Origin of the sequence: Kutzneria sp. 744 (assembly GCF_000568255.1) — a bacterium.
Taxonomy (GTDB): Bacteria; Actinomycetota; Actinomycetes; order Mycobacteriales; family Pseudonocardiaceae; genus Kutzneria.
Genome location: NZ_KK037166.1, coordinates 7,272,576 through 7,289,316, shown reverse-complemented (window position 1 = coordinate 7,289,316; position 16,741 = coordinate 7,272,576). Strand labels below are relative to the sequence as shown.

Below are 16,741 nucleotides of genomic sequence, written 5' to 3'. Positions count from 1 at the left end.
GTACCCGCACGCGACGCGGCCGCTGATCACCTGCACTGCGTAAGCCGGCCCGTCGCGTCCGCACCTTCGTCCCGTGCCGCGACCCGCAGGAGCCAAACCCGTGACTCTCGCCATCGATCTCGACGTCCACCCCGCCCTCGACCTGCCGCTGCTGCGTGACCTGATCCAGCCGGCGCGTCCGCTGTGGACGCCGTCGCAGCTACGCGACCTGACCAGCACCATCGCCACCGAGCTGACCACGCCGCTGCTGGGCGTGCTGCGGTTCGAGGAGCCGAAGCGCTGGTGGGCGCGGCTGGCGCTGACCGGCGGGGTGGAGGTGTGGCTGCTGTCCTGGCTGCCAGGACAGGGCACGCAGCCGCACGACCACGGCGGCGCGGCCGGCTCGTTCACGGTGCTCAAGGGGCGGCTGAACGAGGACTACCGCTACCCGGGCGGCCCGATCCGCACGATGCGGCGCGAGCTGGGCGAGGCCGTGGGCTTCAGCGGCGGCCGCGCCCACCAGGTGCGTAATCTCGAGGTGGCGCCGGCCGCGAGTGTGCACGCCTACTCGCCGCCGCTGCTGCCGACCCGCGAGTACGCCAGCCTGGAGGACGTGAAGTGACGGTCGACGAGTACCTCGACCAGGCCCGCGCCGAGCTGGACCGGGTGGACCCGGCCGAGGCCAAGCGGCTGCAGGACGAGGGCGCCCTGCTGGTGGACATCCGGCCGATCGCCAACCGGGCCGAGGAGGGCGAGATCCCGGGCTCGGTGCCGGTGGAGCGGATCCACCTGGAGTGGCGCCTGGACCCGGCCAGCCCGAACCGCCTGCCGGAGGTCGACGACGCCACGGCGGTGATCGTGCTCTGCAACGAGGGCTACGCCTCCAGCCTGGCCGCCCGGGACCTGCGACGGCTGGGCCTGACGACGGCGACCGACCTGGTCGGCGGCTTCCGAGGCTGGGCCGAGGCCGGCCTGCCCGTGGTGGCCGGCGGACGTCCAGCTGTGCCGTAGAACCGGACTACTGCGGCCGGTCCTCCTCCGAGAACCGGTTGTCCCGGATGGTGCTGCCGTAGGCCGACGGGTAGCCGTACTTGCGCAGCCGGGCGTCGTTGGCCTCGGAGGCGTAGCTGAGCGAGTAGTACAGGCCGACGATGAGGCCGAGGCCAAGGGCCATCAGGATGATGTAGAGCGGCCCGCCGAACTGGGACAACACGATGTACAGGATGCCCAGCGGGATCAGCAGCCGCAGGAACGTGCGCAGCAGGTGCCGGAGCAGCCAGGTCCTGCTGACCACATCGCGCAGGACCCACTCACGGTAGGACTGCGGCAGCCGGCCGCCGAGCGAGTACCAGAGCCACAACGCCGGGTTCGGCCGCTTCACCGCCATACGTGAACCTTAGGCGCGTTCGTACGGAACCACGCGGCAAGGGGTAGCGTCTGTAGGTTTCGTGCCCCGCGTACGTCCCGGGACGGCACTGGCCGTCGCCTCCGTGCTCGTCGTCGCCGCGCTGGAGCGTGCCCCGGCGGCGATCCTGGTGGCGCTGCCCGGCCTGCTGGTGGGCGCCCTGATCGGCCTCGCGGTGCTCCAGCTGGGCGTGCTGCTCGGCGGGCTGACGCTGGGCCCGAGGATGCCTCGCGTTGTCATCGGGATCGGCCCGCGGTTACGCGATTGGGCGTCACCCGGCCGAACGATCACGTTACGGGCCGTGCCGATCATGCTGTCGGTGACCATCGGTCCGGGCAAGGCCCCGGTGCGGCCCCGGATCTGGGGCACCTACCTGGTGTCGGCGATCTTCGGCGTGGCCGTGACGGCGACGCTGATCGCCGTCGAGTCCGGGCCGTTCTGGCTCGGCGCGGCCGTCGGCAGCGCCGCGGCCGTCGTCCTCGCCCTGCTGCCACGACGCGACCCGGCGGCAACCTCGACCGGCTGGGTCCTGCTGCACTACCTGCGTCTCGACGCGCGCGAGGCGGCGGAGATCGATGCCGCCCCGCTTGTCGCGGCCGTGACGAAAGCCGTGCAGTCGGGGGATCTTCCCCAGGCCAAGGCAGCCTGCGACGCGCTGGCCCGGCTTCAGCCCGAGGGGCAGTCGCTGTCAATGGCCCGGGTCGTGGTGCTGGAGGCGCACGGCCAGTACGCGGAGGCGTTGCAGCTGGTGCTGGGCATGCTCGCCGAGCCCGATCTGCCGCAGCGGGACTTCGCCCTGATCACCGCCGGCCTGGCGGGGCTGGCCGCGGCGGCGGTCGAAGCCGGTCAGCTGGAGCTGGAACTGGGCCTGGGCTGGGCCGAGCGGGCGATCACCGACGCCGAGCAGCTGGCCTATCCGGCGTACAAGCTGAACGGGGCCAAGGCGCTGGTGGAAGTGTTGCGCGGCAACGTGTCCAAGGCGATCGCGCTGGCCAGTGCCGCCATCGAGCTCGGCAATGACGCGTTGGGCCGGGCCGACGACCTGGCCACGCTGGCCCGGGCCCAGATGGCCGCCGGGGACAACGCCACGGCCCGGCTGACGCTGGGTGAGGCGGAACGAATCGCGCCCTGGTGGCCCCGGGTGGCCCGCATCCGCGACCGGCTCAACGTGTCCTGACACGCACGTGAGTGGCTCACTTCGCTGCAGAGGCAGTATGGGGTAGCGTTCGCTATCGACCATTCTCAAAGGTCCTTGCGCGCGGCCTTCAAGATTTCATCGCATGAGACCCAGAGTCCGTCTCCGACTAACTGCGACCCTGGTAGCTAGCTTAACTAGGCGTAACGCGTGCCAACTCATTGGTGGACGGATATTCAGGTCAATACATGCGGTACCGCTCTTATGAATGGGTGGGTTTGGACATCCAAGTCCGCACCCATTGTGACCAATGAAGTGGCGTCGATCAGGTACCGGGGATGGTCGGCGGCGCGGGCAGGCCGCCGGGCGGGGCCGGCACACCACCGCCGCCGGGCAGCGGCGGCGCACCGGGCACCGGCAGCTTGATCGGCAGGCAGTTGTCGTTGTTGAACTTGGTGATGGCGGCGCCGATCGCGGTGGTCGCGGTGGTGATCGCGGTCGGGTCCGGCGGCACCTTCAGCGCGGCGGCAAGCATCGAGAACAGCGCGGCGCCCGCGTTCTGCAGGTCGGTCAGGCAGGCCTGCGGGTCCTGGAGACGCGCTGGCGCCTCGGCGGCCGGCAGGCAGCCGGCCTTTTGCAGGGCGACCACCTCATTGATCAGATCGCCGGTGACGGCCTGCAGCTTGGCGGTGTCGGGCGGCGTCGCGGAGATCGCGACGATGAAGTCGGCCATGGAGCTCGTCAGGGCCTTGACTTCGGGGGTGTCCGCGGTGCACGCGGCCCGTGGCGCGGCCCCGGGGGCCGCCGGCGCGGGGCTCGCGGACGCGGAGCCGACGGTGGCCGCGACCATTGCCAGTGCCGGCACGACGACCAGCAGTTTCCTGAGCATGAATGACGTCCTCTCCTGCTTTCTTCCAACCAGGAGAACGCGAAGAGAATTCACGCATCGAATTCCCCGCGACGGCTGGTTGAACACGAAAACCGTGCAGCCGGATCCGACCGTATCCGGGTGGCGCATCAGCAGCGGGCCCTGTGGACACAGTAAGGCCAGGTCACACCGAGACGCCGACCGAGAGGCGGTGATTCACCAATACGAGCGAGATCAGCCGGTGATGATCGCCGAGCGGATCTATATTCCACGCAGGGGGCCTCGTGAGTAAGGAGCGCTCGACCATGCCGATCGCCATTACCGGTGCGACCGGGCTGCTGGGCACCCGGCTGCTGGAGATCCTCGCGGAACGGCACGACTCGGTGATCCTGCTGAGCCGGCCCGGCGGCATTCCGGCCCGCGAGCGAATCGTGCGCTATCTGCGCGCCAGCGGACGGCCGGAGGAGGCGATCGCCGGGATCGCCGCGCGCCTGCGCACGGTGGTCGTCGAACTGGAGCGGCCGATGCTGGGGCTGACCCGGCAGCGCTTCCAGAACCTGGCCGACGAGCTGGACGAGATCTGGCACGTGGCGGCCTCGATCGACCTCAACTCCGATCCCCAGCGGCTGCACCTGACCAACACGGTCGGCACGCGCCGGATCATCGAGCTGGCCGACGCCGGCGCCCGCAAGCCGATGCTGCATCACGTCAGCACGATCGGCGTGGCCGGTCGGCGGCCGGTGGGCCGGATCTACGAGCCCGATCTGGACGACTCGTACGGCTTCACCACGCGCTACGAGGAGTCGAAGTTCCTGGCCGAGGTCGCCGTGCGGGAGTGGTCCGCGCGCACCGGCCGTCCCGCCGTCGTGCACCGGCCGTCCGTGCTCGTCACCGACGCGCGGCCGCATCCCCACCTGCCGACGCATCCGTTGCTCACGGGGCTGCAGCTGACCCGCAAGCTGGTCAACACGCTGGCCATGACCGGCGAGACCCGCGAGCGGCTGGTCGTGCGCATCCCCGGCGACCCGAAGGCGTTGATCAACATGCTGCCGGTGGACGAGGCCGCGCGGCTGATGGTGGAGGTGGCCGGCCGGCCGCCGGAGTCCCGAGTGGACACTTACCACATCGTGCATCCCCGTGACGTCCAGGTTTCCCTGATCGCCGAGGTGTTCGAGGAGCTGTTCGAGGACGTCCTGCCGATCACCTGGCGGTTCGTGCCCAGCGCACCGCAGCAGCCGACGCCGTGGGAGACCATGGTCTACCAGACCATGGGCACCTTCATGCCGTTCATGTCCTACCGCCGCCGCTTCGACGACCTCGGCCTGCGCCGCCTGGGCCTGACCGGCGACTTCACCCCGCCGGTCGACCGCGACTACCTCATGCGCAGCTTCGGCAGCGAGCAGTACACCCTGTCGGCCTGATCGCTTGACCTCCAGTTAGGTGGAGGCCGGAGACTGGCGTCGTGCGAGCGATCATGGCGAGCCGGTTCGGCGGTCCGGAAGTGTTGGCGCTGGCGGAGCTTCCGACGCCGGAGCCGGCCGAGGGGCAGTTCCGCGTTGCGGTGGGGCGGGTCGGCGTGGGCTGGCTGGATGCCCAGATCCGACGCGGTCTGGCTCCCGCGGGGTTCGGGGTGACGCCGCCGTACGTGCCGGGCGGCGGGGTCGCCGGCACGGTCACCGCGGTCGGGTCCGGCGTGGATGTCGGGTGGCTGGGCGCTCGCGTCGTCACGAGGCCGTTGGGCGGTTACGGCGGCGGGTACGCCGACATCGTGATCTCCACGCCGGAGGCTTCGTTCCTCGTGCCGGCCAGCGTGGACCTTGGTGACGCCTTGGCCGTGCTGGACGACGGCAGCACGGCGTTGGCCCTGCTGGAGAGGACGCCGGTCCGGCCCGGCGACCGCGTGCTGGTCGCGCCCGGGGTGGGCGGCCTGGGGAGCCTGCTGGTGCAGCTGGTGATCGCCGCAGGCGCGATAGCCGTCGCGGCGGTGCGCGGCGAGCAGAAGATGGCCCTGGCCAAGGAACTGGGGGCCGAGGCCGTGGACTACTCCGCCCCGTCCTGGGCTACTCGCAATGGCCGCCCGGACGTCGTGTTCGACGGCGTCGGCGGCGAGACAGGCGCGGCGGCGTTGGCCCTGCTCGGCGACGGAGGCCGCTTCTCCGGCTACGGCATGGCCAGCGGCGCGGAGACCCACGTCGGCGCGGCCGACCGCCAGCGCCTGACTGTCTCGGACATGTCGCAGCTGCCCACCTTCTGGGCCGACGCCCCACGCCGCGTCGAGCACGTGCTGGCAGAGGTCGCCGAGGGCCGCCTGACCCCCGTCATCGGCCAGACGTATCCGCTGGCGGAGGCCGCTGCCGCCCACGCCGACATCGAGGCCCGCCGCTTCGTCGGCAAGACCCTACTGCTGCCCTGACCTCCGACACACCATTTTGCCACATGCGCTTCCCATGTGGCATCTAGCGCCACATAGGAAGCGCATGTGGCTCAAAGCGGGCTTACAGGGCCAGTTGCTCCAGTAGGTGGTCGCCGAGGGCCGCAGGGGTGGGGTGGGTCCACACGGCCGTGGCCGGGATCTTCAGGGCCAGGTCGGCCTCCAGCTGGTTGCGCAGCTGCAGTGCCGTCAAGGAGTCGAAGCCGAGGTTGGTCAGCGGCACGTCCGAGTCGACGCCGGCGGAGCTGAGGCCGAGGATCACCCGGATCTGCACGGCCAGGTAGTCGATCATGAAGCGGCGGCGTTCCTCGGCGGGGAGCTCGACGAGTTCGGCCCGGACCTTGCCGCCGGAGGCGGGGGCGTCGCCCTGGGCGGAGCGGGGCATGGCGGCGAAGAAGGACGACTCCATGACCGAGGGCAGCATGCCGAACCACTGATCGGCCTCGAACGCGAAGACGCCGGTGCGCACGCGGTCGTGGTCCAGCAGGGTGGCCAGGGCGTCGATACCGTCCTTTGTCGACAAAGTGCTGAATCCACGATCCTTGAACTCGGTGGCCCGCCCGGCCTCGCCCCACGCGCCCCAGTTCACCGCCAACGCCGGCAGACCGCGGTGGTGCCGCCACTGGGCGAAGGCGTCCAGCCAAGCGTTGGCGGCGGCGTAGTTGGCCTGCCCGGGGTTGCCGAACATGGAGGCGCCGGAGGAGAACAGCACGAACCAGTCGAGATCATGCGACGACGACGCCTCGTGCAGGCGCCAGGCGCCGTCGACCTTGGGACGCCAGACCTTCTCCACGCGCGAGCGGTCCATGTTGAGCACCATGCCGTCGTCGAGGACGGCGGCGGCGTGCAGGATGCCCCGCAGCCGCAACGGACCGCAGGCCTCGACCAGACGTGACGCCGTGTCGCCCGTGGAGACGTCGCCGCAGACGACCTCGACCTGGGTGCCGGCGGCCCGGAGCTCGGCGATGACCTCTTCGGTGTGCACGGAGGGAGCCGACCGTCCATTGAGGACGAGTCGCCCGGCCCCGAGGCCGCCCAGCCACTTGGCCATCTCCAGACCGAGACCGCCGAGGCCGCCGGTGATCACGTAGGCGCCGTCGGAGTGGGCGACGGGCACGGTGCCCTCGGGCACCACGGCCACCGTGGACCCGGTGTCCGGCACGGTCAGCACCAGCTTGCCGATGTGCTTGGCCGCGGCCATCAGGCGGAACGCGTCGGCCGCCTGCTCCAGTGGGAACTCCTTGCGGGGCAACGAGTCCAGCCGGCCGGCGGTGAGCTCCTCGGCCACCTCGGACAGCAGGGTGCAGGCCAGGTCGGGCTTGGTGCGCAGCACCAGGTCCAGGTCGACGCTGCTGATGGTGATGTTGCGCTTGAACGGGGACATGCCGAGCTTGGTGTCGGCGTAGATGTCCCGCTTGCCGAGCTCGATGAACCGGCCGCCGACGGCCAGCACGTCCAGACCGGCCCGCAACGCCGGCCCGGCCAGGGAGTTCAGCACGACGTCGACGCCGCGGCCGTCGGTGGCGGCCATGGTCTGGTCGACGAAGTCGAGCGACCGCGAGTCCATGACCTCCGAGATGCCGAGGCGCCGCAGGTACTCCCGCTTGTCGTGGCTGCCGGCGGTGGCCAGGATCTCCGCGCCGCGGCTGCGGGCGATGGCGATCGCGGCGAGGCCGAGACCACCGGTGGCGGAGTGGATCAGCACCCGCTCGCCGGGCATCAGCCGGGCGAGGTGCACGAGCGAGTACCAGGCCGTCAGGTACACGGCCGGGACCACGGCGGCCTCGGCGGCGCTCATGCCGTCGGGAACGATCGCCACAAGGTCGGCCGGGGTCGTCACATACGTGGCGAACGAGCCGCTGGCCAGCGTGAACACCCGATCGCCGGGCTTCAGGTCCGTGACGCCGGGCCCGACCCGGCTCACGACGCCGGCGCAGTCGCCGCCCAGCGGCGGCTGGGAGCCGTCGATGGTCGGGTAGAGGCCCATGGCCAGCAGGACATCACGGAAGTTCAGCGCGCCGGCCTGCACCTGGATTTCCACCTCGCCGGCGGCCGGATCCCGACGCGGCCGCACGACAAGGCCCATGGTGTCGAGGTTTCCGGGGCGAGCCAGGTCAAGGGCGAAGCCATCTGATCCATAGTGGACGGTCCGACGTGGACGGTACTGCCAGGTGCCGTCGTGCAGCGGGGCCTTGATCAGGCGGGCCGCCAACCGCTCGCCGCTACGCCAGGCGACCTCGTCCTCGGAGGCGTCGGCGGTGAGCTCCCGCGCCAGAGTCGAAGCCGGTGAGGCGTCGGCCGGATCGAGATCGACCAGGGTCAGCCGCAGCTCCGCGTGCTCGTAGCCCGCGACACGGCCAATGCCGCGCAGGGCGGCCTGCGCGAGGTTGATGTCCTCATCGGTGGTCACCGCCTGCCCGCCCTGGGTGACGACCCACAGCCGGGCGGTCCCGGCCTCGCGGATCACGTCGACCAGGTCGACGACCTGCTCCATGCCGTCGGCATTCGACGGCAGCACAACAACTCCGGTGACGTCACCCTCGGCAGGCAGCATCGCCGACAGCTCGTCGGCCAGCGGGCCGGAACCGATGATCTGCCAGTTGCCGGTCACCGAAACCTCGGGCAGCGGCGCGGACTGCCAGGTGATCTCGTGGAACAGCGGGTCCAATCGGCGCGGCCCGAGCTCACGCAGCGGCGACACCAGCTTGATGTCGTGCGCCTCGACCAGAACCGCGCCATCGGCGTCCAGCAGACGGATCCAGCCCAACGCCGACGAGCCATCGCTGTCGTCCAGCACGGCCTGACCCTCGCACCACACGCCGCGCGTCGGATCGCCGAACACCCGCAGCGTCGCCACACCGGCCGGCAGCAGCCGGGGAGCGCCGGCCGGGCGGCCCTTGATCCGCGCGGCGCCCAAGGCCTGCAAGCACGTGTCGAACAGCACCGGGTGGAACCGGAATCCCCGGGCGCTGGCCCGAGCCGCGGCCGGCACCTTGACCTTGCCCAACACGGTGCCGCCGTCGACGTCCTCGACGCGCAGCTCGGTCAGGCCGGCGAAGGCGGGCCCGTGGAAGTAGCCGTCGGCCCGGAGACCGGCGTAGAACTCGGGCAGCTCCTCGACAACCGTATGCGCCGCAACGAGTTCCGACAGCACGGCCGGGGCCATCGGCATGCGCGACTCCAGCCGGCGGACCTCGCCGGTGGCGTGGGTGACCCAGTTCAGGCCGTCCTCGGTGCTGGTCATCACCGCCACCGACGCCCGATCCGGCGCCAGCGCGGTGAGCACGGTGGACACTTCGGTGTGCTCGCCCAACGGCAGCAACCGGTCGAAGCGCAGCCCTGTCACGTCGACGAGTTCGGCCGAGACACCGAAGAACTCGGAGCCGGCGGCCAGCACCATCTCGCTGAAACCCGCGCCCGGCAGCACGATCGCGTCGTCCACGGCGTGATCGGCCAGCCACGGCAGCACAGCCGTGCCCAGATCCGCCTGCCACACATGACGTCCGTCGCCCTCGGGCATCTTGACGTGCACACCCAGCAGCGGATGCGTGTCGGCGGATCCGGCCACCTGGAGGTCCGGGTGCGGCAGCGGCAGGTCGATCCAGTGCCGCTTGCGGTCCCAGGTCAGCGTCGGCACGTCCACCAGCCAGCCCTGGCCGTAGGCGCGGGACCAGTCGATCGGCGTGCCCGAGCAGTACAGGGCGCCGAACTGGACGGCGAAGAACTCGGACGAGCAGTCGCGCTTGACGGTAGGCAGCACAACGGCTTCCGGCAGCGTCTCGCTCATCGGGTAGGTCGTCACGGGATGCGGCGACACCTCGATGAACACGCCGTAGCCGTCCTCGCCGGCGGCCTGCACGGCGTTGGCGAACCGCACCTGCTGACGCAGGTTGGCCGCCCAGTACTCGGCGTCGAAGGTGAACTCCGCGCGGGCGTCCTCCAGCACCGTCGAGTACACGGGAACGTTGGGCCGCAACGGCTTCAGGCCGGCCAGGCCGCTGCGGATCTCGTCGAGCAGCGGGTCCATGTGGGTGGAGTGGGCGGCGATGTCCACGGCCACGAGCCGGGCCATCTGCCCCTGCTCCTGCCACTGCGCGACCAGCCGCTCCACCTCGGCGTTGTCGCCGGAGACCACAGTGGACCGTGACGAGGACTGCACGGCGACGGTGACGGAAGTGCCGGACAGGTCCAGGTCCTCGGCCGGCAGGTCGACCGACGCCATCGTGCCCAGGCCGGAGGCCCGCTTCATCAGCGTGGACCGGCGGCAGATCACCAACACTCCGTCGGCCAGCGACAACCCGCCGGCCACGACCGCGGCGGCGGTCTCCCCCATCGAGTGCCCGATCACGGCGGCCGGCTCGACGCCGTTCGCCCGCCACAGCCGGGCCAGCCCGACCTGCATGGCGAACAGCGTCGGCTGGATCCTGTCGATCTCCGTCGACATCTCCGGCGCGCACATCACCTCGGTCACCGAGAAGCCGGCCTCGGCCAGCACCAGCGGCTCGATCTCGGCGATGGCCGCGGCGAACTCGGGCTCCTCGGCCAGCAGCCGCCGGCCCATGCCGTGCCACTGCGAGCCCTGGCCGGAGAACACCCAGACGCTGCCCTTGGCGGCGGAGGTCTTGGCGGTGGTGCAGGTGACCTGCGGCTGCGGCTCGCCCTCGGCGAAGCCCTCCAGGCAGGCGGCCAGCTCGTCGACCGACCGGGCCGTCACGGCGAGCCGGGCGAGGTTGTGGGAACGGCGGGAGGCCAGCGTGTGCGCCACGTCGGCCAAGGAGACATTCCCGGATGAATGAGCACTGTCCCGCAACCATTCCGCGAGGCGGCTGGCGGCGGTGCCGAGCACCTCGAAGGAGGTGGCGGACACCGGGATCATGGTCGGTCGGCCCGTCTCGGGTGTTCGCCGGGATGTTCGCCCCGACGAGACGTGGGTCGGCGCCTGCTCCACCAGCACGTGCGAGTTCGTGCCGCCGACGCCGAAGGACGACACGCCGGCCAGGCGCGGGGCGTCGTGCACGGGCCACGGCGTGACCTCGGTCGGCACGAAGAAGCGGGTGTCCTCGGGGTGGATCTGCGGGTTCCAGCCCTGGAAGTTCAGCGTCGGCGGGATCATGCCGTGCTGCAGGCTGAGCACGGTCTTGATCAGCCCGGAGACGCCGGCGGCGGCCTCGGTGTGGCCCAGGTTGGACTTCACGCCGCCCAGCGCGCAGCGGTCGCGGCCGGTGCCGTAGACCGTGCGCATCGAGTCGAACTCGATCGGATCGCCGATCGGGGTGCCGGCGCCGTGCGTCTCGATCAGGCCGAGCTGACCCGGGTCGATGCCGGCCTTCTCGACCGCCTCGAAGAACAGCGCCCGCTGCGCGTCGGCCGACGGCGCGGTCAGGCCCTGCGAGCGGCCGTCCTGGTTGACCGCGGTCGCGCGGATCACCGCCAGCACCTCGTCGCCGTCGGCCTCGGCGTCGGACAGCCGCTTGAGCACGACCACGCCGGCGCCCTCGCCGCGCACGAAGCCGTCCGCTCCGGCGTCGAACGGGTGGCAGCGGCCGGTCGGCGACAGCATGCCCCACTTCGAGTAGCTGATCGGCGTCTCGGGATTGATCATCAGGTTGATGCCCGAGGCCAGCGCCAGGTCGGACTCGTCGGCGGCCAGGCTCTGACAGGCCAGGTGCAGCGCCACCAGCGACGAGGAGCAGGCGGTGTCCACCGCCACGCTGGGGCCGTTCAGACCGAGCAGGTAGGAGATCCGGCCGACCGCCGTGGAATGGCCGTTGCCGGTCATCATGTAGGCGTCGATGTCCTCGTACCGGCCGGCCAGGCGGCCGATGTACTCGGAGTGGCACAGACCGGCGAACACACCGGTGCGGCTGCCGGCCAGGCCGCGCGGCGGCAGGCCGGCCCGTTCCAGGGCCTCCCAGGCCAGCTCGATCATCAGCCGGTGCTGCGGGTCCATGGTCGTGGCCTCGCGCGGCGAGATGCCGAAGAAGGCCGCGTCGAAGCCGGTTATGTCGTCGAAGTAGCCGGCCCAGCGCGAAGTGCAGCGCCCGGGCACGTCCACATCAGGGTCGTAGAAGGCGTCCACGTCCCAGCGACCGTGCGGGCCTTCTCGGATGACGTCGCGGCCCTGCACGAGCAGTTGCCAGAAACGCTCCGGTGAATCGATCCCACCCGGGTACCTACAAGACATACCGATGACGGCAATCGGTTCACGCGCGAGCTGCACCACGCCGGTCACTCCCTCGCAGGAATTGGCACGACCGGCCGTCGGGGAAAAAGCGAAACCAATTCGGACGGCCATGCGATGTCCGTTCAATGCAGCATGAGGCGCGGTTGACGGCGCAACAACCGCAACGTGCCAAGATCACCCGACAGGGGACCGGTCGACGCAGGTCAACTTGCGGGAAACCGGTCCCGGACGGACAGTGGTGGACGTGTCATCGCAGAACTCCACGCTCTATGTGGCCGACGTGCGCAAGGCGTTCGGCCGCAGGCAGGTGCTCGACCGCGTGGACTTCACACTGGAGCGTGGCGAGCTGGCCGGAATCGTCGGCGAAAACGGCGCCGGCAAGACCACTCTGTTGCGAATTCTGGCCGGAGAACTGAAACCGGACCACGGATGGGTCATACCGCGAGGTAGGCTCGGTTACTGCCCGCAACGAACCGTGCTGAACGACTCGCTGACCGTGGCCCAGCACCTGCGCTACTTCCAGCGGGCCTACCAACTGGAGGATCTGCACCGCGCGCACGAGCTGGTGGAGCGGCTGAACTTCACCCAGTACCGGGCCAGCCGGGTCAGGTCGCTGTCCGGCGGCACCCGGCAGAAGCTGAACCTGGTCATCGCGCTGATGCACGACCCGTCGGTGGTGCTGCTGGACGAGCCGTACCAGGGCTTCGACTGGGAGACCTACCTGCACTTCTGGGAGCTGGCCGGCGAGCTGCGGGACACCGGGCGCTCGCTGCTGGTGATCTCCCACCTCAGCCACGACATCGACCGCCTCGACACCGGCTACCGGCTGGCCAACGGGGTCGTCACGCCCATGCCGGTGGAGGCGCACGCGGGATGAGCATCGGGCGCAAGTTCTACCGCACGGCCACCGGGTTCGAGCTCATCGAGCACGCCCGCAATCGTTTGGCGATCATCCTGGTCGCGGTGTTCGTGCCGGTCTGGATCACGCTGATCGACCTGATGATGTCGGAGAGCCCGCTGCCGTTCCGCTACCGCGGCACCGGCGAGGAGCTGAGCGTCAACGGGCAGCACCTGACCTTCATCTCCGGCGGCCTGAACGCCGTGACCCTGATCGTCGGCTTCCTCATGTTCAGCGTCACCTACCGCTCGGGGCAGTTCGACCGGCGGCTGGTGGCGGCCGGCTATCCGCGGCCGCACCTGCTGGCGGCCAAGGTGACCGCGCTGACGGCCAGCTCGGTGGTGGTCGCGGCGTACTCGACGGCGATGGTGTGGGTCTACTGGCATCCCCAGCAGCCGTGGCTGTTCGCGCTGGGCATGTTCACCGCGGCCGTGACCTACGGCGGCATCGGCATCGTGCTCGGCGTGCTGCTCAAGGGCGAGCTGGAAGGCATGTTCGCCATCATCATGATCAGCCTGATCGACGTCGGGCTGGAGTCGCCGGTGGTCAACACCGGCTCCGACAACGACCTCGTGCGCTTCCTGCCGATGTACGGCTCCATGCAGGCCGGTGTAGGGGCGGGGTTCACGCGGTCGGTGCCGTGGGAGCAGATGGCCGCCCTGCCGGTGTGGTGGGCGGCGTGCGCGGTCGTCGGCCTGATCGCCTTCCACGTGCGGACCCGCGTCTACACCCGGTCCGGCCGTCCCGTGACGGCGGCGATGGTCGCCAACGCACCCATCCCCCGGCCGGCCGCGCCGGGCGAGGCCGTGCACGTGACGGTGCGGGTGTGCGCGGAGACCTGCATCGCCACCGACCACATGCCGCTGTACCAGGGCCTGGCCGTGCTGGCGGCGCTGTCCGCGGAGCAGGCGGCCGACCGCGCGGAGCAGAACGTGTACCCGCTCAGCATCAAGCGAGGCTGAGCGGCCTCAGGCCGGGAGCGGTGGCGCTCCCGGCGCGGGCAGGTTCCCTCGCCCCCGGGAAGCGAGGGAACCTGCCCCGTTTTGCACCCGCAAACGCCACATGTGGACCACGTTCGACTTCAGGAGTCGAATGTGGTCCACATGTGGCGGAAAAAGAGGGGGTTAGGCGAGGATTACTCGGCCTAGCTCCGCCGGGGTGGCCAGGAGTTCATGGTGCGGGAGGACCCGGACCGTGTAGCCGACCGAGCCGACGTGGGGCAGGGCCAGCTCGGCCCGGTAGGCGCCGTCGGCGCCGGGGCTCATGGTCGCCGTGGCCACATCGGAGAGTTCACCCGAATCGGCGACACGGCCGATGACCGCCTGGACCTCCACGTCCGACGGCGACAGGCCGTTCAGGTCGACCCGGGCCCGGACCGTCACCGGCTGCCCGACCACCGGGGCGTGCGAGCCGTTGACCGAGAGGTCCGTGTACGTCACCTGCACGCGGTTCCACGCGGAGCGGATCCGCGCCTTGTACACGGCCAGCTCCTTCGCGCCCTGGAAGGACCCCGCGCGCACCGCCGTGGCCGACGAGCCGGCCGGGGCGTAGTAGGTCTCCACGTACTCCTTGACCATGCGCTCGGCCTGCAGCTGCGGGCCCATCTCGGTCAGCGTGTGCCGCACCAGGGACATCCAGCGCGTCGGCACGCCGTCCTCGCCGCGGTCGTAGAACAGCGGCGCGACCTGGGCCTGGAGCAGCTCGTACAGTGCCGCCGCCTCCAGGTCGTCGCGGCGGTTCGGGTCGGGCACGCCGTCGGCGGTGGGAATGGCCCACCCGTTCTTGCCGTCGTAGAACTCGTCCCACCAGCCGTCGCGGATGGACAGGTTCAGGCCGCCGTTCAGGGCCGCCTTCATGCCCGAGGTGCCGCAGGCCTCCAGCGGCCGCATCGGGTTGTTCAGCCACACATCGCAGCCCCAGTACAGGTAGCGGGCCATCGACATGTCGTAGTCCGGCAGGAACACGATGCGGTGCCGCACGCCCGCCTCGTCGGCGAACTTGACGATCTGCTGGATCAGGGCCTTGCCGCCGTCGTCGGCCGGGTGCGACTTGCCGGCCACCACCAGCTGCACCGGGCGGTCCGGGTGCAGCAGCAGGGTCCGCAGCCGCTCCGGGTCGCGCAGCATCAGGGTCAGCCGCTTGTACGTCGGCACGCGGCGGGCGAAGCCCACCGTCAGCACGTCCGGGTCGAACACCGAGTCGGTCCAGCCCAGCTCCAGGGCCGAGGCCCCGCGCTGCAGCCACGACGCGTGCACGCGGCGGCGCACCTCGTCCACCAGCTTCTTGCGCAAACCGCAGCGCAGCTCCCACAGCACGGAGTCGGTCAGCTGCTCCGGCTCCAGCTTGGTCATCTCCGGGGCGGCCCAGGTGTGGCCGTGCACGCCGTTGGTGACCGAGCCGATCGGCACCTCGTTGGCGTCGAAGCCCTGCCACAGCGGCCCGAACATGCCCCGGCTGACCTCGCCGTGCAGCCGCGACACGCCGTTGGCCCGCTGGGCCAGCCGCAGGCCCATGTGAGCCATGTTGAACAGGCCCGGGTTCTCCTCCGCGCCCAGCGCCAGCACCCGCTCGATCGGCACGCCCGGCAGCAGCCGGTCGCCGCCGAAGTAGTGCTGCACCAGGTCCACCGGGAAGCGGTCGATGCCGGCCGGGACCGGGGTGTGCGTGGTGAACACCGTGCCGGCGCGGATCGCCGCCAACGCCTGGTCGAACTCCAGGCCCTGGCCCGTCACCAGCTCACGGATGCGCTCCAGGCCGAGGAAGCCGGCGTGGCCCTCGTTGGTGTGGAACACCTCCGGCTGCGGCGTGCCCGTCAGCTCGCAGTACACGCGCACCGCCCGCACGCCGCCCACGCCGGCCAGGATCTCCTGGCGGATGCGGTGGTCCTGGTCGCCGCCGTAGAGCCGGTCGGTGACGCTGCGCAGGTCCTCGTCGTTCTCGTCCACGTTGGAGTCGAGCAGCAGCAGCGGCACCCGGCCCACCTGCGCCCGCCAGATCCGGGCGTGCAGGGTGCGGTTGCCGGGCACGCTCACGTGCACCTGGACCGGCGTGCCGGCCGCGTCCGTGATGAGCTCCAGCGGCAGGCCGCGGGGGTCGAGCACCGGGTAGTGCTCCTCCTGCCAGCCGTCCAGCGACAGCGACTGGCGGAAGTAGCCCGAGCGGTACAGCAGGCCCACGCCGATCAGCGGCACGCCCAGATCCGACGCCGCCTTCAGATGGTCGCCGGCCAGCACGCCCAGGCCGCCCGAGTAGTTCGGCAGCGCCTCGGTGACACCGAACTCCATCGAGAAGTAGCCGATCGTCGCCGGCAGCTCCGCCTGCTCGCCCCGGGTCTGGTACCAGCGCGGGGCCGTCAGGTAATGGTCCAGGTCGTCGGCCGTGACCCGCACCCTGGCCAGGAAGTCCTGGTCCGCGGCCAGCCGCTCCAGATGGGCCGCCGGGATGTCGCGCAGCAGGGCCAGCGGGTCGTTGCCGGCCTTCTCCCACGCCTGCGGGTCGACCGCGGCGAACAGCTCCTGCGTCGGCGGGTGCCACGTCCAGCGCAGGTTGGTCGCCAGCCGGCCGAGCGCGGCGAGCGGCTCGGGCAGACTGGCGCGGACGGTGAACCGGCGGAGTGCTCTCACGGTGGGCGACCCTATAACCGCCCCCCGCGGCTACTGCAACTTTCACCCCGGGTTCTGCAAAACTTTGCAGTGCTTGTTTGGCGCCGCCTTCGGCGTCGCGGCTCGGCCCCCATTAAGCCCCTGCCTCGCCCTTGCTGGATTTTTCGAGGCCCGCAGCGGCTCGGGTGGTGGGGCGAGTTGGGTGGCGGACCTCAAAAAATCCAGCAACCGGGCGAAGC

11 protein-coding genes are annotated in these 16,741 nt (G+C 70.7%); 7 read left to right on the top strand and 4 right to left on the bottom strand.

The features are described 5' to 3' along the window. The first annotated feature begins 100 nt into the window (after positions 1-100). Positions 101-601, top strand: a complete 501-nt coding sequence (locus tag KUTG_RS33545; RefSeq protein ID WP_043722554.1) for a cysteine dioxygenase — start codon at positions 101-103, stop codon at positions 599-601. Further along, on the top strand, positions 598-990 hold the full coding sequence (locus KUTG_RS33540) for a rhodanese-like domain-containing protein (protein ID WP_043722552.1): 393 nt from the start codon (positions 598-600) through the stop codon (positions 988-990). Before KUTG_RS33545 ends, KUTG_RS33540 begins: the two co-directional genes overlap by 4 nt. Positions 991-997: 7 nt before the next feature. Here KUTG_RS33540 and KUTG_RS33535 read toward each other — a convergent pair whose 3' ends face one another. Continuing rightward, the gene (locus KUTG_RS33535; RefSeq protein ID WP_043722549.1) at positions 998-1,366 is read right to left on the bottom strand and encodes a DUF5313 family protein; all 369 of its coding nucleotides are present in this window, start codon (positions 1,364-1,366) and stop codon (positions 998-1,000) included. Between the two features lie 61 nt (positions 1,367-1,427). Here KUTG_RS33535 and KUTG_RS33530 point away from each other — a divergent pair, with 61 nt between their 5' ends. Beyond that, positions 1,428-2,561, top strand: a complete 1,134-nt coding sequence (locus KUTG_RS33530; RefSeq protein WP_043722546.1) for a hypothetical protein — start codon at positions 1,428-1,430, stop codon at positions 2,559-2,561. Between the two features lie 283 nt (positions 2,562-2,844). Here KUTG_RS33530 and KUTG_RS33525 read toward each other — a convergent pair whose 3' ends face one another. Next, entirely contained in the window at positions 2,845-3,252 is a 408-nt protein-coding gene (locus KUTG_RS33525) for a hypothetical protein (protein ID WP_198047388.1), read from the bottom strand. 440 nt (positions 3,253-3,692) lie between these two features. Here KUTG_RS33525 and KUTG_RS33520 point away from each other — a divergent pair, with 440 nt between their 5' ends. Continuing rightward, a complete protein-coding gene (locus KUTG_RS33520; RefSeq protein ID WP_043731505.1) occupies positions 3,693-4,808 on the top strand; it encodes an SDR family oxidoreductase in 1,116 nt (371 codons plus the stop codon). Positions 4,809-4,849: 41 nt separating this feature from the next. Then, positions 4,850-5,800 carry a zinc-binding dehydrogenase gene (locus KUTG_RS33515; RefSeq protein WP_043722540.1) on the top strand — a complete coding sequence of 317 codons (951 nt, stop codon included), beginning with the start codon at positions 4,850-4,852 and terminating at the stop codon, positions 5,798-5,800. 82 nt (positions 5,801-5,882) lie between these two features. Here KUTG_RS33515 and KUTG_RS33510 read toward each other — a convergent pair whose 3' ends face one another. Beyond that, positions 5,883-12,113 (bottom strand): type I polyketide synthase, encoded by a 6,231-nt coding sequence (locus KUTG_RS33510; protein WP_084580074.1) that lies wholly within the window; start codon positions 12,111-12,113, stop codon positions 5,883-5,885. A 133-nt stretch (positions 12,114-12,246) separates the two neighbouring features. On the opposite strand from KUTG_RS33510, the gene KUTG_RS33505 reads away from it, so the two are divergent. Together KUTG_RS33505 and KUTG_RS33500 are read left to right on the top strand one after the other, a co-directional pair. Next, positions 12,247-12,879 (top strand): ABC transporter ATP-binding protein, encoded by a 633-nt coding sequence (locus KUTG_RS33505; protein ID WP_043731502.1) that lies wholly within the window; start codon positions 12,247-12,249, stop codon positions 12,877-12,879. After that, complete coding sequence (locus tag KUTG_RS33500; RefSeq protein ID WP_063753594.1) at positions 12,876-13,862, top strand: ABC transporter permease; 987 nt, start codon at positions 12,876-12,878, stop codon at positions 13,860-13,862. Before KUTG_RS33505 ends, KUTG_RS33500 begins: the two co-directional genes overlap by 4 nt. A 162-nt stretch (positions 13,863-14,024) precedes the next feature. Here KUTG_RS33500 and glgP read toward each other — a convergent pair whose 3' ends face one another. Beyond that, a complete protein-coding gene (glgP, locus tag KUTG_RS33495; protein WP_043722538.1) occupies positions 14,025-16,523 on the bottom strand; it encodes an alpha-glucan family phosphorylase in 2,499 nt (832 codons plus the stop codon). Between the last annotated feature and the right edge of the window lie 218 nt (positions 16,524-16,741).